The 22,476-nt window shown below is 59.9% G+C and carries 14 protein-coding genes and 2 pseudogenes; 3 read left to right on the top strand and 13 right to left on the bottom strand.

Annotation, left to right across the window (positions count from 1 at the left end):
• Positions 1 to 44 precede the first annotated feature (44 nt).
• The 6 genes and pseudogenes from DBIPINDM_RS27830 to DBIPINDM_RS27805 form a co-directional block, all read right to left on the bottom strand.
• Entirely contained in the window at positions 45 to 1,304 is a 1,260-nt protein-coding gene (locus DBIPINDM_RS27830) for a polysaccharide biosynthesis/export family protein (RefSeq protein ID WP_258582193.1), read from the bottom strand.
• A complete protein-coding gene (locus tag DBIPINDM_RS27825; protein WP_258582192.1) occupies positions 1,291 to 2,568 on the bottom strand; it encodes a hypothetical protein in 1,278 nt (425 codons plus the stop codon). The genes DBIPINDM_RS27830 and DBIPINDM_RS27825 overlap by 14 nt, the downstream gene beginning before the upstream one ends.
• Positions 2,565 to 3,569 carry an NAD-dependent epimerase/dehydratase family protein gene (locus DBIPINDM_RS27820; RefSeq protein WP_258582191.1) on the bottom strand — a complete coding sequence of 335 codons (1,005 nt, stop codon included), beginning with the start codon at positions 3,567 to 3,569 and terminating at the stop codon, positions 2,565 to 2,567. The genes DBIPINDM_RS27825 and DBIPINDM_RS27820 overlap by 4 nt, the downstream gene beginning before the upstream one ends.
• A gap of 45 nt (positions 3,570 to 3,614) precedes the next feature.
• A pseudogene (locus DBIPINDM_RS27815) lies at positions 3,615 to 4,166 on the bottom strand (sugar transferase); the annotation flags it as partial.
• 119 nt (positions 4,167 to 4,285) lie between these two features.
• Positions 4,286 to 5,423, bottom strand: a pseudogene (locus DBIPINDM_RS27810) (DegT/DnrJ/EryC1/StrS family aminotransferase).
• 52 nt (positions 5,424 to 5,475) lie between these two features.
• Positions 5,476 to 6,198, bottom strand: coding sequence for a nucleotidyltransferase family protein (locus tag DBIPINDM_RS27805; RefSeq protein ID WP_318036904.1), 723 nt, complete (start codon positions 6,196 to 6,198; stop codon positions 5,476 to 5,478).
• A gap of 630 nt (positions 6,199 to 6,828) precedes the next feature.
• Between DBIPINDM_RS27805 and DBIPINDM_RS27800 the strand changes: the two genes are divergently transcribed.
• Positions 6,829 to 7,506: a LuxR C-terminal-related transcriptional regulator gene (locus DBIPINDM_RS27800; protein ID WP_258582189.1), complete on the top strand. Its 678-nt coding sequence runs from the start codon at positions 6,829 to 6,831 to the stop codon at positions 7,504 to 7,506.
• 157 nt (positions 7,507 to 7,663) lie between these two features.
• Here DBIPINDM_RS27800 and DBIPINDM_RS27795 read toward each other — a convergent pair whose 3' ends face one another.
• On the bottom strand, positions 7,664 to 9,406 hold the full coding sequence (locus DBIPINDM_RS27795) for a sensor histidine kinase (RefSeq protein ID WP_258589359.1): 1,743 nt from the start codon (positions 9,404 to 9,406) through the stop codon (positions 7,664 to 7,666).
• 289 nt (positions 9,407 to 9,695) lie between these two features.
• Here DBIPINDM_RS27795 and DBIPINDM_RS27790 point away from each other — a divergent pair, with 289 nt between their 5' ends.
• Entirely contained in the window at positions 9,696 to 10,373 is a 678-nt protein-coding gene (locus tag DBIPINDM_RS27790) for a helix-turn-helix transcriptional regulator (protein ID WP_258582188.1), read from the top strand.
• 257 nt (positions 10,374 to 10,630) lie between these two features.
• Positions 10,631 to 11,692, top strand: coding sequence for an NAD-dependent epimerase (locus DBIPINDM_RS27785; RefSeq protein WP_258589358.1), 1,062 nt, complete (start codon positions 10,631 to 10,633; stop codon positions 11,690 to 11,692).
• 73 nt (positions 11,693 to 11,765) lie between these two features.
• Here the strand turns inward: DBIPINDM_RS27785 and DBIPINDM_RS27780 are convergent, their stop codons facing one another.
• The 6 genes from DBIPINDM_RS27780 to DBIPINDM_RS27755 all read right to left on the bottom strand — a co-directional run bounded on the left by DBIPINDM_RS27780 (position 11,766) and on the right by DBIPINDM_RS27755 (position 22,225).
• Complete coding sequence (locus DBIPINDM_RS27780) at positions 11,766 to 13,025, bottom strand: acyltransferase family protein (RefSeq protein WP_258582187.1); 1,260 nt, start codon at positions 13,023 to 13,025, stop codon at positions 11,766 to 11,768.
• Between the two features lie 277 nt (positions 13,026 to 13,302).
• A complete protein-coding gene (locus tag DBIPINDM_RS27775) occupies positions 13,303 to 15,471 on the bottom strand; it encodes a polysaccharide biosynthesis C-terminal domain-containing protein (RefSeq protein ID WP_258582186.1) in 2,169 nt (722 codons plus the stop codon).
• A 75-nt stretch (positions 15,472 to 15,546) separates the two neighbouring features.
• The gene (locus DBIPINDM_RS27770; RefSeq protein ID WP_258582185.1) at positions 15,547 to 17,745 is read right to left on the bottom strand and encodes a GumC family protein; all 2,199 of its coding nucleotides are present in this window, start codon (positions 17,743 to 17,745) and stop codon (positions 15,547 to 15,549) included.
• Between the two features lies 1 nt (position 17,746).
• On the bottom strand, positions 17,747 to 19,744 hold the full coding sequence (gene asnB, locus DBIPINDM_RS27765) for an asparagine synthase (glutamine-hydrolyzing) (RefSeq protein ID WP_258582184.1): 1,998 nt from the start codon (positions 19,742 to 19,744) through the stop codon (positions 17,747 to 17,749).
• Between the two features lies 1 nt (position 19,745).
• A complete protein-coding gene (locus DBIPINDM_RS27760) occupies positions 19,746 to 21,005 on the bottom strand; it encodes an O-antigen ligase family protein (RefSeq protein ID WP_258582183.1) in 1,260 nt (419 codons plus the stop codon).
• Positions 21,002 to 22,225 (bottom strand): glycosyltransferase, encoded by a 1,224-nt coding sequence (locus DBIPINDM_RS27755; RefSeq protein WP_258582182.1) that lies wholly within the window; start codon positions 22,223 to 22,225, stop codon positions 21,002 to 21,004. Before DBIPINDM_RS27755 ends, DBIPINDM_RS27760 begins: the two co-directional genes overlap by 4 nt.
• Positions 22,226 to 22,476: the final 251 nt, after the last annotated feature.

Raw genomic sequence — 22,476 nt, 5'->3', positions numbered from 1 at the left:
CAGTAAGCTCCCACTCATTTTTATTGGACTGCGACTGACGCGGCCTATTGGATTGCCACACTTTGCAGATCACTGCTGAACCTGGCTTCGACAGTATCCCCCGGCATCACAATCGTATCTTCGTCAGCCGATAGCTTGCGCCACTCATCGCCAATCTTGCGCACGATAGTCACCTGAGCCCGGATTGTTTCACCGGCAATCGGCAATGGCTGGGTGGATGCTCCGGTCGGTTGCAGCTTCTCGCTGGCGGCATGGAGTCTGGCGGTGACATCCGCCAGTCGCGCGTTGGTGTCCTTCAGATCCGTCAGCAAGCCAATCCTCCTTTGATTGTCGTTGCGTTCGTGCTGCCTGACATAGTCCTCCTGCTGGCGTCGCGCTCTCATGAGCTCGACCGAGGTTTGCAGCGCACCGCTTGAAGACAGGAGCAAGGCGCGCCTGACATCCGCGAGCCGGTTGTTGGTCAGATTGCCTGCCTCAAACGCCTTGGTTACTTTCGCCAGGTCTTCCTGATCCGCCTTCACGCTCTCGGCCTCGACCTGTTCGCGCTTCTGCAAGACCTCGATTTGATCGCCCGCGTCCTTCTCGCCCTTCTCAAGAAAAGCCTGCTCCTGCTGGAAGTCGCTCAGCGCAATCTTCAGCCCGTCCGCTTCAGCCTGGGCGATCGCGGCTCCGACGCTGGGTGACAGAGGTGATCCCTGTGGCGTCTGCTTGTCGAAATCCGCCTGGTCCTGAAGTTCGGCGCGGATACGGGCGGCGCGAAAATAGTCTTTGGTGTAATCCCCCCAAAGTGTTTCGTAGTCGCGCCTGAGATCAACCGGATCAGGCCCGGTCTGGCCGGCCCGTGACCGCAAAAGGCTGAAGCCGCCGGAGACGGCAAGCGCCTGCCGCACGGTCATGAGCGGACGGTAGGCCTGTTGTCCCGGGGTGAGCACGTCGCCCATCACATAGATCGGACGATAGTCGGCGATGATGGCGGTCACGTCGTCTGGCTTGACGACAACCATCTGCTCGCGTCCATCGGCCAGACGCACGTGAAAAATCTTGGTCGGCAAAAGCGCTTGCATGCGCGTCTGCAGTTGAGATGCCGTCAAGCCTGCGACCATGACCATCCCGACTGCGGGAAGGGCGATATTGCCGTCCATCTGGACCACGGCGCGCTGCGTCCGATCCGGGATCGGCGCTATTCCTATCTCGACGGTATCGCCAGGTGACAGTTGATAGGGCTCGGCTTCGCCAGCGCTTGCCATCGATGTCAGGGACATCACCGCAACCGCGGCAAGAACGGTTCGTTTAGTGAAGGCCATTTGCGACAATCTCCTTCTGGTTCGGCACCGGCTCCGAAGGCCATTCAACACGGGTAACGAAATCGTATACCGGGCCACCGGGCATGCCCCAATTGCTCGACCAGACCACCTGTGAGCCGTCTGGAGACGGCGAGGCATGCGTCTCGCTCCAGTAGTCGAAGTGCGCGTTTTGCGTGTCTACGATACGGCGGACCTCTCCGCTGCCGTCCATACGCAGCGCAATGACCTGCTGCGCGTAAGGCGCCCAATCCGGGTGCTGCGATATTTCGGCTGGCGTGCCGCCATAGCTCAGAAACACCCAGCCCGGCCTGTCCAGCGACCTGAGTGACGCATGCATGGCCTCGCCATATTTCATCAGCGAGGTGACCTTGCCGTCAGCCAATCGGCGCTTGATCACCTGATATTTGTCGGGATCCGATTTGCTGATCCCGACATAGACTTCGCTGCCGTCGGCATCGACCGTCATGTCGCCGTGACCGGGCCGGTGGTGCTCCATCCACTTCTGGCGCAAGACGCCGTCGATGGAAAAGATGAAGCTCGGTTCATTGCCGTCGGGCAATTGCTGTGAGCACACGATGTTGATGCCGAGCGGGGAGATCGAGCAGGAGCCGGTGGTTCCTGGAAGCTGGGCAAGTTCGATATCCGGGAATTTCTGCCGCAGCTTGAGGTCGTAGCCAAAGACCACCGCTTTGCCGTCCTTGCGCGTTGCACGCACCGCAATGCGGTTGCCGTCGCGGCTCGGATTGCCTTTGTAGGGCCCGAACCGAAGATTGCTGTAGGCTGCCGAGGCGAACATGACATCCTCATGATTGGTGCGTGGCGCCCAGGTCGAAATCTGCCGGCCGGCAACGCAGATCATCAGCCGGGGATCCCTGGGATGCCATTCGCATTCAGTCGAGCGGTCGCGGTGGAACAATGGCACGTAGGTGTGCCCGTCGAGAAAGCACATGCCACCGCAACCATTGACGATCAGGAGAAGGCTCTGGTCAGCATTCCAAGCCTGTGCGCTTGAGTAACGGTGGGTGCAGTATTTCTTCCCGCATACACCCGCCAGGCCGAGAATTCCGGGTTCGGTGATCCGTACGAAAATCGTGCCAGACCCCGGATCCCTTGTTTCGCGCAGATAGTCCGGCAGGTTTTTCACCACCGGTGTGGTCGACGGTTGCGATGCGCTGCTTTCGCGACCACCGGCCACGTAGATATTGGGGAACATGGCACCGGCAATTAGCAGCAGCGCCAACACATGCCGGCGGAACAGGGTCATGTCATGTAACCCATTTCGCGTCGTACCCGGCCTTCACTAAGGCGCGCGCGCCACCATGCGATCGTTCGCTCCAGCCCATCGCGCAGGCTGGTCTGCGCCCGCCATCCGGTCTCGCCTTCAAAGCGCGAGGAATCGGCAAGCAAGGCGCGAACCTCCGAATTTTGCGGACGCAAACGGCTTTCGTCACGGTGGACCGGCTTTTTCGAACCGCTCAATTCGAGGACAAGATCCAATACGTCGGAGACGGTCACGGCGCGTTGGCTGCCGGCATTGTAGGCATGGCCGAATTCGAGCCCGGCCTGGCCTGCGGTCAGGAACGCTGCCGCGGTGTCTTCGACAAAGGTCAGATCACGGATCGGGCTTGTATCCCCGACCATGATTGCCGGGCAATTCGGGTCGAGGGCCTGCCGGATGATGGTCGGCACGATGGCGCGCTCACTCTGGCGCGGACCATAAGTGTTGAAGGGTCGCATAATGACCACAGGGACATCGAACGACCTGGCGTAGGACTCCGCCATCATGTCGGCGCCGATCTTGGATGCCGAATAGGGTGACTGTCCCTGCAGCGGGTGCGTTTCGCGGATGGGCATGGTTTGGGCAGTTCCATAGACCTCGCTCGTGGAGGTATGCACCACCCGCTCCGTCTCCCATTGACGCGCCGCTTCAAGAACGTTCACCGTGCCCAGGATGTTGGTTTCCACATAGGACTGGGCAGCGGCGTAGGAATATGGGATCGCGATAAGCGCAGCCAGGTGAAACACAACGGCCTGGCCGCGCATGATCCGGTTCAGGAACGCGCTGTCGCGGACGTCACCGCGGACGAGCTTCAGCTGGCTGCGGATGCTGTCCGGCAGATCGTCCAGCCATCCATGGCTGTCGAAGGAATTGTAGAGCGCCAGGGCCGTGACATCCGCTCCATTGCGGACGAGCGCCTCGGTGAGATGCGAACCGATAAATCCGTCCGCGCCCGTCACCAGAACTTTCTTGCCGTTGTAATTCATGACTGCGCATTGCCTTGGCTGATTGGAACGCTTCACGTTTGGATTTCACACGTCGATCGGCGGCGCTGGAACCCAGCCGACAACCGCCAGGAAGCCCCGCGCCATCCACACGATGTCGGAGACGATGGTGCGCCGCGGATAGTAGGAGAGGTCGAGTCTGGCCTTGGCGGGGAACATGACCTCCCGGTAGAACACGATCGGATCCACGGATCGGGGAAAATAATGTGCCTCATGGCGGAAAAGAACCTGGGTTGGACCCAGCAAGCCGGGCTTGTATTGCAGAACGGCCTCGAGGTCGCCCCGGAAACAATCGGCGAAAGCCAGGCTCTCGGGTCGCGGGCCGACGATCGCCATCTCGCCTTTGAGGACATTCCACAACTGCGGCAGTTCGTCGAACTTTGTCGCGGCGAGGAACCGGCCCACCGTCGTCATGCGGCTGTCGCCCACGACGGTCAGTGCGAGGCCTTGAGAGCCGCAGTTCACACCGAACTTGCGAAATTTGTACATGCGGAAGGGTCGGCCACCAGCGCCCATGCGGGTCTGTTCGAATAAGATCGAGCCACCGCCTTCGAGCAGAAGCGCTCCGGCGATCAGCAGCATCAATGGTGCGAATATGACGGCCGCGACGCCTGCGACCACGATATCGATCGAGCGTCTCGCCAAGCCGTGAGCGGGCCTTGAGACGAAGCGCCGATGCAGAGAAAGGTCCAACGCATTCATGCCGCAGTTCCTGTTTGGGCGTCGCCTTTGAGCGCGGTTGCGAGTGCAGCCACAACCGCTTCGACGACAGGTGCAGTGATCTGGGGGTGCAGTGGAATTGTCAGCTCTCGCTGGGCAAAGTCCTCTGTACGGGGCAAAGTGATGCCGGGATAACGCTCGCGATAGAACGTCATCTGGTGCACCGGCGGATAGTGTATGGTGGTCTGTATCCCCTGCGTCCGCAGTTCGTCGATAACGTCCTGCCGCCTCGCGGTAGCGCGGCAGGAGGACCGGCATGATGTGGTAAGCCGACGTCCGGGGTTCGCTGAATGGAATGGTCACGGCCGGGCAACGTTCTGCGATGAGGCGCCGGTACAGGACGGCCAGGATACGTCTGATTTCGTTCCACTCTTGCAGGTTCTGCAGCTGAACCAGCCCTATCGCCGCCCGCATCTCGTCCATGCGGTAGTTGAACCCGAGCATCGTGACATCATATTGCGGGGTACGACTGTTCAGCCGCTGATGTGTCCCGGTGGTCATCCCGTGCCCGCGGGCCTGGCGAACCCTGTCGAGCAGATCGGGGTCACGGGCAATCACGGCGCCCCCTTCCGCCGTCGTCATGTTCTTGTTGCCATAGAAGCTGAAGGCGGCCGCGGTGCCGAATGTCCCCACTTCCCTCAGGCCGGGCGCATGCGCGGCATCCTCGATGATATGCAGCCCGCGAAGCCGGGCGAACCGCTGCCATTGTTCCCGATTGGGGAGATAGCCTGCGAAGTGAACGAGAATGACCGCCTTTGTGCGCGGCGTGCACCGCGCTTCGGCTTCCGCAAGCGACATCAACGGCACGTCGACCGACTCGATGTCGACGAAGACCGGAGTCGCCCCGACATACAGCACCGCATTTGCGGTCGCCACGAAAGTCAGTGATGGAACCAGTACTTCGTCGCCAGGGCCGATTCCCAGTGCATGCAGGATGAGATGAAGCGCCGCGGTGCAGGAACCGACCGCCACGCAATCCTCCGCGCCATGCATGCTGGCAAAGGCCTGTTCGAACGCTCGTACCCTGTCCCCCATCGTAAGCCAGCCGCTATCAATCACCTTTGACAGGGCTGCCTTCTCCGGCACGCCTAGGATTGGGGCGCTCACCAAGAGCATCTTGACCTCCTAAAAATCCTTGTTTGTGGGTTCGGCCTCTACATCCGGATTTTCATGCGGCCGCGGCCGCGACCTCGATCGAGGTCGACTGCTCTTCCCAGGCAATTGCCTGTGCATTCTGGAAGTCGTCGACGCGACCGATGTCGAGCCAGAGACCGTCATGCTTGTAGACGTGCACGGTCGTGCCGCCCTGCATCATCTGCAGCATCAGGTCATCGAACCCGAATGGGATGCCGGAAGGAATGAACCGCAGGACATCCGGGTTCATGCAGTAAATCCCCATGCTGACGAGATGGGAAAGCGTCGGCTTTTCCCGGAAGAGCTGAACGGCATTGTCGATCTCGTCGATGACGCCGAAATCCATCTTGATGAGGCGGCAGGCCGTGGCGATCGTAACCGGATCCTTATGCAGGCGGTGCGAGGCCACGAACCGGCTGAGGCTCAGATCGGTAAGAACATCGCCGTTCAGCACGACAAATGTGTCGTTCAGTTCATCCCTGATCAGAGAGAGCGGCCCGATGGTACCGAGTGGCTCCATTTCCTGGGTGTATTTGATCTTCAGATTCCATTGCGATCCGTCGCCGCAGACGCTGCGGATCAAGTGCCCGAGATACCCGGTCGTGATATAGACCTCTTCGATGCCGTTACGCCGTAGCCACTTCAGAAGCAACTCGAGAACGGGCCGGGCCCCTATCGGCATCAATGGTTTCGGCAAGACCGACGTGAAAGGCCGAAGGCGCGTACCCATCCCACCACATTGAATCACCGCTTTCATCCGATCCTCCTGATTTATAGTTGGCTGTGTCCGGGGATTTCGTATTCGAGTTCATTCGGACCTGGCATCCCGTCAAATCCGGCCCGACCCTCGGCGGCAATCCGAACATCATATGTGAAGGGTATGTGACAGCCGGGGCGGCTGTCGTCGTGCGTTCGAATGGTAACGATCCAAGGCGTTTCCGGTATTAAATGGCCACGAGATCAAGAACAGATCGAAGCGATTTGGACCTGACCATGAGACCAATGAAATCGAATGAGTCTTGCGATCAAAAAAGCAGCGATCCGCCAACGCCGGAACCGGCCTACGCGCCACCAGCGAAGGCAGGTGCCGGCATCAAAAGGCTGTGCAGCACACTGGGTCTGGACACTGGAAACGGGAACTGGGCATCTTTCGGCGGGCAGGCACCGCACGCCAGCGTTAAAAAAACTAATAGAGTTTCTTCGGAAATTAGTATTATATTAGCCATATGTGATGTGCGTGGATGGGGACGCGACGGACATCACTGTGATGTGATGACCAGTGGTTAGACACGACTTTAGGATCACCACGGTTCCGTCCATCAGACAGAAATGGGAGGTTCCAGCGGGTTTTCTCGTCGGGAACCGAGTAACGCGTTGGGGTGGTTACATGTATCGGATCGTCATTGCCGACGATCACGGCTTATATCGGCGCGGCCTCCGGTTGGCACTTATGGCTGGAATTCCAAGCGTCGAAATATTCGAGGCTGCGTGTTTCGATGCTGTGGTCAATCTTCTAGAGGAGCAGGCATCCATCAATCTTGCGATCCTCGACCTGAACATGCCTGGGCTGTTTGATCAGGAAGTGCTCAGCGACGTTCTCTCTGCGTATCCTGACACACGCTTTGCGATCGTTTCCGGGGACGATTCCCGCTCGGAGATCCTTACCGCTCTTTCGATCGGGCTTCACGGGTACATCGTCAAATCGCAGAAAGACGAAGAAGTCGTGCTGGCTGTAAACGAGATCCTCGCGGGCCGGATCTATGTACCAGCACTTTTGTCTCGAACGTCTGCCGACCAGAGATCGTATGCCACCCTGCCCTCGGCGAAAAATCCAACCCGTCGGCGCGTTGGCTCGAGCGATCTCGGTAGATTGACATCAAGGCAGAAGGACGTCCTCAAGCTGATGGCAGAGGGGTACTCTAACAAGGAGATTGCCCGCAATCTCGATATTGCCGAAGCGACAACGAAAATCCATGCCGCAGCCATTCTGCGCGAGCTTGGAGTACGAAACCGGACTGAAGCGGCCGTTTTGCTACAAACCTGGCTGTCGAGACATGTGAACTGACGTATGCCACCCGAAGCGGTAACGGATCGGGCGGGCATGCACGGAAACTTAAGCGCGTCATAGGAGACCAGCGCGCTTTGGGTCTCTGTTTTCATGCATGTCAGTTTTCATGCATGTCAGTTTCCCAAATCCGAGATCGCATTTGGAGCGACATGCACTACAATTCAATTTCCTTCCGCGATAGCCGCAACGAATATCGCAGTCCATATTCCGATATTTCCAGTTTCGGGGAATGACCGACAAGCGGCGTGCTGTCCACGCCGATTATCAGGGACCCGAACCCGTGGCGCACGACTTTTGAATTCTTCCGCCGTCCCGATTCCACCCAATCGAACACGAGGTCGTCACCTGCGCCGTCGGGTGCAAATTGCCACTTAACTTCGACCTTACCTTGTGAGTCACCCAGCGCACCATGTTTCACGGAGTTTGTCGTCAGCTCGTGAAGGATCATCGCAAAGCTCTCGGCGGCGCCACTTGGCACTGTGAGGGAGGGACCACTGATCGTTATGTCCCGTGTCTCCTTGAAGGGCTGCAACTCCTGAGCCACGAGATCGTGGAGCATCCCTGACAGGCTGGTGTGACGAGAAAGGATGAGATGGGTCGCTTCCAGCGTTCGAATCCGATCGATCAGCATCTCCTTGTATTTGGCAACGTCGTTCTCGGGGACATTGATCATCTTTACCAGGGCCGTGATCACCGGAAACAAGTTACTGAACCGATGGCGCTCTTCGAGCATGATGCGCTCGCGCTTCTTCACGGCGGCGCGAAGCAGCGTGGTTTGTCGACGCTCGGTCAGATCGGCCGCCACCCCGATGCGCATTTTGCGGTCGCCATGTTCTTCCTGCCGTCCGCGCAGAGCAACCCAGCGTATGTGACCATCCATCCGCCTGACACGAATCTCAGCGTCGTAATTTACTGCCGACGAGGGTTTTGCCGAGGCGGCCAGCTTCGGCCAATCGGCCGGATGGATCACGGCCGAGAGTTCTTCCAAGCGGCGGACCGGCGTCGGGGGCAGACCGAGAATGTCCCAGAACTTGCCAGAGCCGGCGACTGTCCCCTCTTTGATATCTATTTGCCACGTGCCCAGGCGCCCGGCAGACAGGGCGAGATCAAGCCATTCCTTCTGAGCCCGAAGAGCCTCGCGTGCCGCTCGTCGCTCGGAAATATCGTCGACCACCACGAACACGCTCTCAGTGGATGCCTCGTCAGGCCGCGACGAAGACAGGGCCAGACGAGCCCAGAATGCCTTGCCGTCCTTGCGTAATACGCGAATATCCGCAGCGGACGACGCGGCGCCATTATCCAGATCTTTCAACAGATCCCGCACGGCATCTCGATCGTCGGGAAGAACGAGTCCCTCCAGCGTGAGCTGGGCAAGTTCCTCTCCTCCGTAGCCGGTCATCTCAAAAAAACGTCTGTTCGATTGCAGCAGTTCGCCACGTCGATTGGCATTTGCAAAACCCAAGGCGGCACGCTCGAAGGCCCAACGATAGCGGCTCTCGGCAGCATCGATGGCAGCGAGCCTCGCCTCTGCAACCTCCAGCGCGCTGTGCAAATCTTGTCGCAGGCGGTGGAACACAGATGCGATCAGGCCACCTGAGACCAGAAGGAAGATGGCGCTGGTCCAATCTTCAGCAGAGAGTTGACCGTTCAGGAAGCGTCGCATCCACAAGCCGGCGGCGGTCATGAGAAGCGTTGCGGCGATGGCAACAAAACGCCCCTCAAGATACACGATAACAATAATTACGGGGATAAACGCAATAAACGTCACCCCCTGGTCGACATATATCGTATTTAACGCTTCGAGTATTATCGATACTGCAAGCACCAACAGCGAAGCTACATGAGCCAACGGGGTGCTTGACACATTCGATTTGAGCCAGCGCAGGTACGAACCCATGCGCAAGACTACAACCTTCTGTCTAGCTCGTCGAGACTAGGCCGAGAGGGGGCAGCCCTAATACCACTGCCGGATTGCCATGGCTTTGCCGGCGAATAGAATCAGGATCGGCAGGGCTCTTCAGGAAGGCATATTCAACGAACGCTGCGGAAAATCCTTCCGCAGATTTCTATAGCTGTGTCGAAATTTAAGTCGAAGGAGCGCACTCTCGCCGTCAGGCGGAATTCAAAGCAAGTAAATTACACAAAATTTACTTGGGTCAGTAGCAACTAGGGTTGGGGTAGAAGCGATGACACTGATTGAAAGACGCAACGATACTGTTGCAGTCAGCCAATATATTGTACTGAAGGATACTCGTCACGCACGTCCGATAAACCTTTCGGATCGACCGGACGCCAGGGTTGGCGGATCGCAGCGACGCAGTCTGGAATGCATAACCGGCATGCTTGATCGAATCGGTTGCGGCTATCTCGTGCTGGACCGCGACAGGAAAGTAATCGAATGGAACGCTGCCGCCCAGGACACGCTTGAGCGCCAGGGCGAAGCGGCCGGCACGGCCGTCGAGCTTGCCGCCGGGCTAAGGCGGCTGGTCGCGAATGTTCCGGTCCACCTCCAGCCGGGCTCACTCTCATGGGTGGTGATCCGCAGCAGAGGCGACAGGCCTGTGATCCTGAATGAGACGGGCGTCGTCACACCGGACGGGACGAGCATCGTCGCATTACTGGACCGGGAGAACACATCGGCGGCCAACCCTCAGACCTTGCAAAGGATGTTCGGTTTGACCAGCGCGGAAACGCAGCTGGCGTTGCGCCTGGCGCAAGGCGATGCGCCCCTGGAGATCGCCCGCAGCTGGCATCTCAGTCGCACGACGATCCGCTCCCAGCTTGCCTCGCTGTTCGCCAAGACCGAGACGAGGCGTCAGGCGGAACTGGTGGCTCTTCTGGGGCGCATTTCGGTCCTGCCATGAAATAGCGATTTCGCCGGGTGTCTGCATCCGCCCGGATTCAGGCGACCGAGATCGGTGCCATTACAACGCGGCCGCACATGTGCGGCCGCAGTCGCGCAGATCTTGGAACTGACGGTGCCATCTCCAACCTTTCGACGCGCTGCTGAACTCAGGCAGAGCGCGGAATCTGGTAACGGGAGTGACTTGCCATGGTCGAAGCAAATTCGACGGTCCACAAGCTGGCGGATACCGCTCATGCGCGGTCGGATGGTGCTGTGTTGAAACTTGCACGCTCGGGGCCGGTCATCGTCACAGGTGCCGCCGGGTTTATCGGGTTTCATGTTGCGTTGCGGCTTTTGCGGCACGGCGTCGACGTCATCGGCGTCGACAATTTCACGCCCTACTACGACCTGAAGCTAAAGGAGGCGCGATTTGCACAGCTCTGCGCCGAGCCGAGATTCACGCCCATGCGGATGGACCTGGCGGACCAGGCGCTGGTAAAAGCCCTGTTTTCCGACTTCCAGCCATCGCACTTCGTGCACCTCGCCGCCCAGGCTGGGGTGCGTTATTCGCTCGTTGACCCGCATGCCTATGTGCAGTCGAACATAGTCGCGTTTCTCAATGTTCTGGAGGGCTGCCGACACGCCGGCGTCAGCCATCTCGTTTATGCCTCGTCGAGCTCCGTTTATGGCGCCAATCGACGCATACCCTTTTCCGAGCACCATGGCGCCAGTCATCCGGTCAGCTTCTATGCCGCGACCAAGAGCGCAAACGAATGCATGGCGCATTCCTACAGCCATCTGTTCGGCTTGCCCGTGACCGGATTGCGCTTCTTCACCGTCTATGGTCCCTGGGGCAGGCCTGACATGGCAGTCTATACGTTCACCCATGCCATCGCCGAGGGCCGAACGATCGAAATTGCCAATGCCGGCCGCGTATGGCGAGATTTCACTTATATCGACGACATCGTAGAGGGTGTGGTTCGCGTGCTCGCCGCGCCACCGCGTGCGAACCCCGGTTGGGACAGCCAGACGGCCGATCCCGCTACCAGTTCGGCGCCATATCGGATCTACAATATCGGCAATGACCGGCCCGAAGAGATCAACCGTCTGATCGCGATCATCGAGACGGCCCTTGGTCGCCGCGCCCTTCGCGTCAACGTGCCTTTACCCCCAGGTGACGTCCTGGAAACCCGCGCCGACGTCAGCGACCTCCGCCGCGCTGTCGGCTTCGCACCGGCGACGGCACTCGAGGACGGCGTGCAACGTTTCGTGGAATGGTATCGGGATTTCCATGCAAGCCCCGTCGGCCGAGCACGACCAGCATTCATTCAGGCATAGGGCGAGAACAACGGATGGCCGGGCGGCGAGCACAACGCCGGTTCATTTACCCAGGCCTATGTGATTTCACGACTCAATCCATGCGGATGGCGTTCGCCCTGTCCCCAGCCGGCAGGGTCGTTGCGCTCGATCGGTCTGTGTTAGGATGGGCCGGCACCGGACATGGGCGAAGCTGCTGCCGGGCGCTGGACCCGACTCCCAAGAGGCGTCGGGCACGGCGAGTCGCCGGCTTCTCGAACAGGCGGTAAGTGATGATTGCCACGCCAAGGGTGATCGCCAGCGCCGACGCGATAAAGGCCCACGGGCCGAGCACCAAAATCAAGCCTGTTCGCCAAAAGAAGATGCGCATAGCGCGGATCACGAATGGATGCAGCAGGTAGAGAGCATAGGACGCATCGCCGACGCCAGCACCCCATCGCGCGGCCAGGCTTTCGTGCCTCAAATCGCCTGGCGCCAAGGCAGCACTCCAAACGATAAGAGATGCCGGGATACCATAGACAACGGGGCGGGTAAGGCCGATCGAAATATCGGGAAATGCCGCCGCGAGCATCAGGGCACCCAGTCCCGTTGCAGCGACACAGGCCCTGATTAAACCGGAGGGCCGCAGGCCCGAGGCGCACATGATCCCGATTATCGCGCCGAAAGCGAACTCAAGGATGATCGGATCGGTCCAGAAAGCGAATGGCTCTGACAAAGGCGCCGCGAGACGGCCTGCGAGCACCATCCCCGCCAGGGTCGTGAGCAGGACCGTGACGGCCCAACGCATGGGCAGCACGATCGCCGCGGTAAACAACACGTAGAAAAGCATCTCATAGTTGAGCGTCCAACCTAACTCGTAGACAGGCTGAACGACGCCGTCAGGGCGAGCGGTGGGGATGAAGAAGTAGGATTCGATTACAAACCTGAAATTGATGTAGCTCTGATTGAGAAAGGTGGGAGCGAGCAACGCCACTACAAGGTAGAGTGTGGTGACCGACCAATAAAGCGGGACAATCCGGGCGATCCGGCGGGAAAGGAAGAGACGCGCGCCACCCGTCTTTGCGAACAGCTGTCGCGACGTGTGCACCATGATCAGGCCGGAGATCACGAAGAAAATATCGACTCCAGCGCTCCATGGTATCGGATCCCAGGCCCGAAAGGTGCGGCCGGCTTCCAGTTCCAGGGTCGCCGCATCATGCTGGGCGTGGCGCAGCGCGACCGAAGTGGCCGCGAGGGCGCGCAGAACCTGGACCTGAGTGAGGGTTTCGCGTTGGCTGGGCTCGACAGGCGTCGATCTTTCGGACCGATGGCGCATCGGAGGCGTCGAGGCCGTCGCCATTGGTGCTTGTTCCATGGATGCTCCGCAGCTTGCCACAACACCGTGAGGCACGTCAGGCACTCATGCATCCTTCAAATGACGGACACAGCCCGTAAAATATGGAGGCCCTGCCGGCAGGGGGCGCAGGTGTCGGGAGGCGGGTGAACGTCGACGCTTCTGTGAGACCCTATGACCTTATGCCTTCAGCCATCCAGGAGGTGCTTAAGCCCACTGGCCGCAATGCCGATCAATATGTATCCGGGCCTTCGTGACCGCCTCCTCGACGATGGGACCACCGACGGATGGAGTGCTCTCATTTGCTCGCCCTCAGGAACCAATTCCATTGATGGGCATCGATCGCGCTCGCCTTGATCGAGAGCAGAGCAAAAACCAAGCCTGGCATGATTTTCAGTCGCTTGCCGATAAAGATGGCCATGGCAACGCTCCAGATGCTCAGGGCAAGCGCGACACCCACGGCAGCGCCAATCGGACCGTATATCGCGACACCCGCTGCACAGGCTATGATGTTGGCCACAGCACCGGCGATCATGGTCGTTGCGGCGGCCCATTCGTTTCCAGTCATGGTCAGGAGATTCTGCTGAGGCCCGCACAGCGCGACAAAGACATATCCCAAAATGAGAACCCGTGCGATCGGCGCTCCCGCGATGTAGCCTTCACCGAAATAGCTCAAGAACGGCTCGACGATCACCATCATGGGGATGGCCACCACGATGGCGCCGCCAGCAGAAAGCAAGGTAGCGCGCGCAAACAGCTGCTGCAGGCCCTTGCGATCGCCTCTGGCAAACAGATCGGCAGCTGTTGGCGAAAACATGGTGGCGACCGCGATGCGGGAGAGGCCCACGAGCATCGCGACATTCAACGCCAAGGCGAAAACACCGGCTTCACGAATATGGTTTGTCCAGCCCAAAACCAGCACCCCCGCCCGGCTGACAAAAACATCGAGCCCGGTGATGAGCATGAGCGGGGGGACAGCAAACCACCATTCCCTCGATGCATAACTAGGCTGGGCCTGCCGCAAGCCAGCTGGTTCAAACCTCCTGGCGGTGATGAACACCAGCCCAACCGTGAAAGCGGAACTTACCACCACCGCAAGCGTCACGGATGGCGCATCCACTGTTCGCAATCCGGACTTGGCCAGCAGCGCCACCAGCGCCAGCAGGAGCCCGTCTCGCACGATGCGCTCCGGCAATAGCGCCGAGACAACGCCGCCGAAAGCACGCACCAGCGTGGCTCCGAGAGCATAAGCGGTAATCAAGGGCACGGCCACCATGCCGAGCATAATGCTTATCTCAAGCCCTCTTTGCGTGTGATCTGAAAAGAACAGGACAGAGGCAGCGCCAATCATCCCGAACAGCGTCGCCGCCACCAGCGATCTTTGCAGGGCAAATCTTATGACACCCCGTGCCAGATCAAGCCTGCCATTGGCTCTATAGGCGGGGACAAAACGCAACAAGGATACATTGAAGCCAAGCGTTGCCAGATAAGCGAGCACGGAGGTCCATGCCAGAACGTAGGAATAGATGCCGTAGTTGCGTGGCCCGATGAGGCGTGCAATTGCCAACTGCGCAAGACTGGTCAGCCCAGCGCCTCCGATATAGATCAACAGGGCGAAGATGCTCGCCCAAGCGAGCCGCGAGCCCATGTCCTTGTTCCGCGGCGGCGTCGTTGCTGAAGCAGGAACGCCTGCGGGTTGATTAGGCAATTCCGTTTGTTTTTCAGCGGCGGGCCTATCCGTACGTAACAATGCGGAAATTATTTGCTTCTCGACCTGACAAATACTTTTGAAGGTCGATTGACGGTCAGTGTTGTCGACGGAAATGATTTCCCGACCAGAAATCGCCAGAAGATCATTTATAGCTTCAAAAACGCCAATGGAGCGCATATTCACGTTCAAGTCGGCCTCGAAAATTCGTTCTGCCGGCGGCTCGAGCTCCATCCGCTGTCGCAGGCGACTCTCCACAACCGCAGATGGCACCACCAGCCTGACGGTGAGATCGGCCGTCGGCGCGAGGCTGAGCGCCTTTTCAAGCGCTCCGAGGTCGGTGCCCCCATTGAACATCGCCAGCGATCCAATCGCTTGAACGTATCCTTGATCGAATATTACAATTTCGGGTGATTGCTTCGCGGCATTCCAGCAACGCGAAAGGTGCAAGATATATCGCCAGATTCGGGCGCGCCAGATTCGTTTCTTTGGCGGTATCAGCCTCACCATCGACAACGAATTGGAAATATCGTCCAGTCGCCCTACGGATGAGAGCAATATTCTTGCGGTCGAAAGTATTGCCGATACGATCCTTGAGACGAACAGAAAGATTCCAAGATCGAAGCTCCCGGCCCTGGTGCTGGGCTTATAGCTGAGAGCGACCTTGGCGTGATAGCCTTTCCCGCGCAACTGCTGGGCGAGCGCATGCGCAAACGTTGTTTTGCCGGATCCTGGCGGTCCGAAAAATTCAATGATCATTCTGAAGCAGGCCCGATTGCGGGAACGAAGTTGTTTCCCGATGGTATTTTTTGAAGAGCGGAGACGACGGTGTCATCAAACCTTCTCCAACAGGAGGTCGGCGCTATCCCCGAGCCGGTAGCCGGCGTGCCTCTTTAGATTCACCTGGGTGAGCACACTCCCCACGGGAGCGGTGACGGATCCACCAGCCCGGAGTGACTCCAGAACACCACGGGCAATGCTGCGCCTCGTCCTGGCCCAGCGAACGGCGAAAAGCACCGCATCGGCCCAGCGCTTCAGAAGCCTGGTTTCGGGCCCTCCCAGTCCCAAGGGTCCGTTCATGATGACGACGTCGTAGACCGAGAGCAGTTCATCGGTGAACTGGGATTTGTCGACAGTGGACAGAAGCGTCAGCAGATCATCCGAAGGTGCTGGAGCGGCCATGAGATCGATGCCGATTTCTGGCATTCTCGTGATTGCATCCGGCAGCATGCAGCGTTCACTCACATAATCTCCAAAGGAGTTGTGAGTCTTGACGGTGCTGAATTCGCCACGAAACTCGTTCGTAAGGCGCACGTCCTTGCGGTCGAGGTCGAGGAAAAGCACCCTTCCTCCCAGCCGCGTTGCCGCCAGCGCCAGGCTCCATGCCAACTCTGTCTTGCCATCGTCCTGGATGCTGGACGTTACGAGGATGATATGCGGCGGCTGCCCCCTGCCCTGAGTTGGCGCTGCGGTGATGAGCAGGGATGTCGCGGCGCGACTGAACGGCGAGTTCTGCTGGCCCAGAACCAGATGCCGCAGCTGTCTGGCATGAAGTCCCGAAACCTTGGGAAGCAGCCCTATGCACGGGATCCCAAGCTCGGCTTCGGCTTCAGCTTCACTGCGCAAGGTCTGATTGAAGCCGTTACGGATCAGGACGAAGACCGCCCCCATCAGACCAAACACGATCATGCCGGGTGGAATCAGGAAAATTGGCGACAGGGTCTTGGGATTTGACGGCGGCCATGCCGTCGAAAGGACCGCTACACCTGGCGAGGGAGCGGCGATGCGCCGTATCAGGTCCTGCTGCCGGCCAAGGAGCTCGTTGTAGTGCTGTGTCACGATGGCCACCTGCGGCTCGAGGGCACGCAACCCGGAAAGCTGGCTCGCAGTGTCGGCCACGGCCGCATCGAGCACCCTCTTGCGTTCCTCGAGAGCCGCAACCTGGGCGCGGTAGACGTTTGCCTCGGCAGCGATGCGTGCGATGCTTTGCTCCATTTCGCGAGTGATCGCGTTGCCCAGATCGTCGTCCGCAGCGGCACCCGGCTGGCGTGCCACCAGGTCCGTCAACACAGGCGATCCGATTTCTTCAGCGATGGCCGTGACGGGCGCGCCCGCCTTCCGCAGGTCTTCGATATGGCGAAGGCGCGATTCGGAGGCTGAAAGATTGGCTTTCGACAAGAAAATCTGTCGGCCGAGCTCCGCTGTCTCATTAGCTGCGTTGTTGGCCGCACTTTGATCAACGGCGCCGTGTGTCAGCCGGTACGTCTCCAGCCGATCGGTCGCTTCGACCAGATCCCTTTGTACTTGCGGCAGGCTGGCGACCAGCGAGTCCAGCGCGAACTGATCCGATGCACGGCGTTTCTGTACGAGATCTTCGATATAGACCTGGGCGAATGTGTTCGCGACAAGCGCAGCACGCGCCGGACTGGCATCGGTGAAGCCGATGGTGATGACGCGCGAGCGCAGCTCTTGTCCGACCCTCATTCCGTTCCGCAGCGTCTTCAGCGCGGCCTCGTCCGCTTCCGGACTTCCCGCAGCCGGCTTGCCCCGTGCCCAGACCCGATTCAGGAGATCACTCACAAACGAGCCTGTGGCGGGCGGGACGGCACTGATGCCGCTTTTTCCGGCAACGTCGGCTGCCTGCGGTTGGCGAAGCGCCGTCAGAACTCGACGCAGATGGCCTTGTGACGAGAGCATCGTCAGATGGTCATCGATGCTCGATTCCAGCGAGTCTTGAGCGGATGCCGTGCCGCCCGAAGTGCCGCCGCTCGGGGCGTCGATGATGACCTGCGTCGTCGCCTCGAACAGCACCGGGCGAGTAAAGCCCGCGAGGCCGGCCAGGATGCCGCCCAGAAGGGCGACGGCAAGCAAGAACCATTTTCTCGTCGCCAGGGTGATGACGAGCTGATGAAAGGGAGACGATTGCATGGGCTCGCGTGGCGGTCGTATCATGCGCGGATTGGTGTTGAGCGTAGCGACTGCCATCTGCGTAGCGCGCGGAAGCCTGGCGCGGCTGGCTATGGAACCTTCCATCTCAATCCCCTGTCAGTTCGATATCGTAAGAAGGGCGCGTTGCCGGCGCCGATGGCCGCATGGCTTCGTTGCGCCACGCCTGGAACATGAGCACCGGCCACAGATCGCGGAAATGATCTTGGCTTCCATGCAGATGATCGCGCCAACATGCGTCGACCTTCGCACAGTCGATGACCCCGTCTCCGGATAGGCGTATCGTGGCGATGATATCCGCTGCCCAGTCGCGCAGGGGTCCCTTCAGCCAGGCCCCGACCGGAACGTCGAAACCTTGCTTGGGCCGATCGACCAGTCGGCGCGGTACATAACGATCAAGGAGTTGGCGAAGTATCCATTTGCCCTTGCCATTTCGGACCTTGGCACTGCTCGGCAGACGCCAGGCGAATTCAACGACGCGATGGTCCAGGATCGGGCATCGTCCCTCGAGGCTGTTGGCCATGGTGGCGCGATCGAGCTTCACCAGGATGTCGCCCGGCAGATAGCCGGTCATGTCGTCGAACAGGAGACGGGAGAGCAGGTCGTCGAGCTTTGTTGTGCCGGCAAGCGATGCCGGCGGCTTGCGATGAACAAGGTCGTTGGTCGAAGACCCCGTCAGTTGTCGAAGCAGGTCGTCCTCATCTGTCGCCGCGAGCAGGCGCGCGAGGCGATTCAGGCGGTCACTGCGCAATCCGTGCCGCATATTTGCCGAAAGCGGCAGGCTGCCGAACATATTCTTCTGAGAGGCCTGGGCCAGCAATCCAGCCCCCGCCGCCAACATCCGACGAAATGACGATGGCAACTGATGCTGCCTTTCGAGGCGGGTTGCCAGGAAGTGTCGAGAATAGCCCGCAAAGCACTCGTCGCCACCATCGCCTGACAGCGCCACGGTTACATGTTGCCGGGCGAGGCGCGACACCAGCAGCGTCGGTATCTGCGACTCATCGGCGAACGGCTCGTCCCAAATCCGAGGCAGCTCCGGGATGACCTCAAGCGCCGCGGCCGGTGAGAGATGAAGTTCCGTATGATCGGTGCCCAGATGCCGCGCAACCGCGGCCGCATGGGGGGCCTCATCGAACCCGCTCTCGCCGAACGCTATGGTGAACGTGCGAACAGGCTTCCGGGACTGTGCCTGCATCAGGGCGACGACCGTCGAGCTGTCAATTCCGCCCGACAGAAAGGCGCCTAGCGGTACATCGGCAATCATTCGTTCTCTGACGGCAAGGCGGAGCAGGCTGTCGAGCTCAGTCGTAAGGTCCTCGTCGCTGCCGGCGATCGGATCCCGCTGCCCCTTGCAGGCGACATCGGCCAGCGACCACCAGCGGCGAATGCGATGCGCAAGCGAACCGGCGCCGCGTGCATTGGCGAAATCCGCCGCCGTCACCGACAGGACTGAACCGGGCGGCAGCTTGAACACGCCCTGCCAGATGCACCGGTCATCCGGCACCCACCCTTTCGAAAGCATCGTCGCCGCCGCATCGACATCGAGTTCCGGGGTGAATCCCGGGAAACAAGTGACCGCCTTCAGCTCCGAGGCGAAGACGAGCGCTTCACGTGTCGAGGCGACATAGAGCGGCTTTTTGCCCATTCGGTCACGGGCGAGATGGAGAATCCGTTTCTGCAGATCCCACAGCCCGAAAGCGAACATGCCGGCGAAGCGCGCGAGTGCCGTATCGAGGCCCCAGCTCTCGATGGCGCACAGCATGACTTCCGTGTCGCTGGTGCCGCGGAAATGGTGACCCGCCCCTTCCAGTTCGCGGCGCAGATCACGAAAATTGTATATTTCGCCATTGAAGGTCATGACATACCGGCCGCTCGCGGAGTGCATCGGCTGGCGACCCGCCTCCGACAGGTCGACGATGGCCAGACGCCGGTGGCCGAAGGCGATCCCGGCTTCACGGCTCATCCAGAATGCCTCGCCATCAGGCCCGCGATGACGAAGGGCCATCATCATCGGTCCGATCGCCCTGAGCGCGTTGGCATTGGCTGCATCGGGCGCCAAGAGAATTCCGGCGATCCCACACATTCTAATATCTCCTCTGGCGAACGATCGCGGGGATCGCCTGCGGCGTTCCTGCGACAAGGCAGAGGGTCAGGCAGAACCACACGATCGGATGGCGGATGATCAGATGCGGAGCACTGAAGACAGCGATCGATGCCACGAGCGCCACGAGCGCGTCCAGCTTCGCACGCCAGGCGGACAAGGCGGACGAACCGAGGATCCACACCAGGGCCAGGACTGAAATCAGGCCGCCCTGAGTGTAGAGATCGAGGATCGTGCTATGGGCCTCGAAGGGCCGCGGCAGAAACTGCTGATTGACGACGGGGGGAGTATCAAGGTGCGGGCCTGGGCCGAGACCCAGAGATCCGGATCTTGCCCCCTTGTCCAATGCCGCGTCCCAAAGGTAGAGGCGAAGTGCCGCGGTTTCCGCGGTCGCCTCCCCGCCCTTGTCCTTGGTGAGGCTCTTGGCGAAGTCTTCGGCGCTGGCGGCCTCGCTGAGGGCGTAAGGCGCCATTGATATGGCCAACGGAAGGAAGCCAACGGCGAACAGGAGGGCAAGTTGCCGCGGCAGGCTGACCTTGCCGCCGTCGCTTGTCAGCCATGCCCGAATCCGCAGTCCGAGAAGGATCAGGCAAGCCAGGACTGTCGTATAGAGATAGGTATCGCTCTTTGTCAGTCTTCCGACATAGAAGGTGAGGATCAGGCTGCACACCCCAAGGCATCGTCCCCACGGATTGCTGGTGGTTGTGGCAAGATGCAGAGCCAGCGGACCGAGGAGAGCGCAGTAGAGCGCAAGCTGGTTCGGATTGTCAGACCAACCGCAGAAGCGGTCCCAGTACCAGGGGTGGACGCCAGACTGATGGATCCAGCCGAAACCAAGCCCTACCTGAATGACAAAGCCCGCACTCGCGACAGCGATCATCCACCAGGCGATACGGCGTAAACGGACAGCCGCGTTGGGCTCCGCGGCAGCCAGGCAGGTAACGCAGGCCAACAGCACATACGCCATCGTGTCATGCAGCAACGGATCGAGGAACAGTGTGGTCGTCAGAAAGCCGATGATGGAACCCACGCCCAGGGCAAGCGTCAGGATCAGCCAGAAACGTCCAAGTTTGGCCACGGCCGGCGTAACCTCCAGTCGGCCGCCAGCAAGGATCCGCGTGATCGACAGCAATATCCAGAGCGTGAGGAACAGTTCGCTGTAGCCGAACGGCAGCCCCGGAATGCTGAGTTGCACCGCGTAGGACATCGCGATGCCGAAGGCCAGGAGCGCGTCACGGATCATTGCCGTGCCTCGCCCAGTCGGGGGCTCCGCGCACCCTCTTCCCTCAAGATCGCGGGTGCGGGTCGAGCAAGACTGCCGCGGTATTTGCCACCGAGGACAGTCTTGTATAGGTCGCAATATTGGTCGACGACCCACGACAGCGAAAAGCGCTCCCGCACGAGGCCGACGGAACGGCTGCCCATGATCTTTCCGCGGGCGCGGTCGGACAGAAGATCGATTATTCTGGATGCCAGGCCATCCGCATCGCGCGGCGCGACGAGATAGCCATTCCAACCATCTTCAACCACGTCATTGCAGCCGGGCATTCGGGAGGCGACGATTGGCAATCCGGACAATCCTGCCTCCAGCAGGACGCGCGGAATTCCCTCGCGATACTGCGTTGGAAACGCGAACAGATCCGCCATGCCAAGGAGGGCCGGAACGTCCCGCCTTGGCCCCAGGGCGATGACGTGAGGAGCATATTGCTCGATATCGGACCTGCTGACCGCGAACGGACCTTCGGAGTCTTGCGGACCGACAAGCACGAAACGCGCGTTGGGCCTCTCGGAGAGGACGCGGGGAACCGCCTTGATGAGGGTCGGAATCCCCTTCTGGCGAGTCAGCCGACCGACAAAGATTATGACTTCGGCCGACTGAAGCCCAAGCTCCTCGCGCATCGTGGTGGCCGAAGGGCCACGATACCTTGCTGTCGAGAACGCATTCGGGTCGATGCCAGAACTCCGGATCAATCGCCCTTTGCCGTGACCCACCAGCCGATAGCGCTCGAAGAAGGCCTGATCGTCGCGATTCTGGAAGACCGTCATGGCTGTCCAAAGTGATGCCAGCCCCTGAAGGCCGCAAAAGACCGGACGCAGCGCCAACGCCCGCGGTTCCCGTGATGAGAATGTCCAACCAAGCCCATTGATGGTGCGAATGACCGGAACCTGCCCGCGCACGGCCAAAGGGGTCAGGAGGTTCGGCTTGGTATCGAAACTTTGAACGATGTCCGGACGCAGTTCGGACATCAATTTACGGACCGCGCTGACAGCGCCCCATTCTCCACCGCCACTGGCAAAGCGGTCGAACGCAAGCCGGCGATGCGGAATGCCATGGGGTGAAAAGGCGCCTCCGGCATCGCTCGAGACGGCAGTGACCCGAAAGCCCCTTTCACGCAGCGCCAGAAGGAACGGGATTCTAAGCCGGTGATCCTCGCCTCCAACGCAAACCAGATGCGGACTCATCTTGTCCCTCCTGGATGCCGGCAGTATCCCAATCGCGCAAAACCGCTGGCCCTATCTGTTTTCATGGCCCGGCTTCATCGCCCCTGCACACACAACACCCAAGTCCACGCTAGGAGCAGGCCTTCGCGCTGTCCTCGTCTGTTTGAATGAAGCAAGGGGTTGGACGATGCGGCGATGCAACGACAACTGCTGTCGGATCGCTGAGTCGACCGGGAACTCATTCGTTCTAACGATGCAAGGGCCAACATGGT

It is taken from the genome of Mesorhizobium sp. AR02 (assembly GCF_024746835.1).
Lineage (GTDB): Bacteria > Pseudomonadota > Alphaproteobacteria > Rhizobiales > Rhizobiaceae > Mesorhizobium.
Note: the sequence above shows the minus strand (reverse complement) of the source record. Positions and strands in the feature narration are given on the sequence as shown.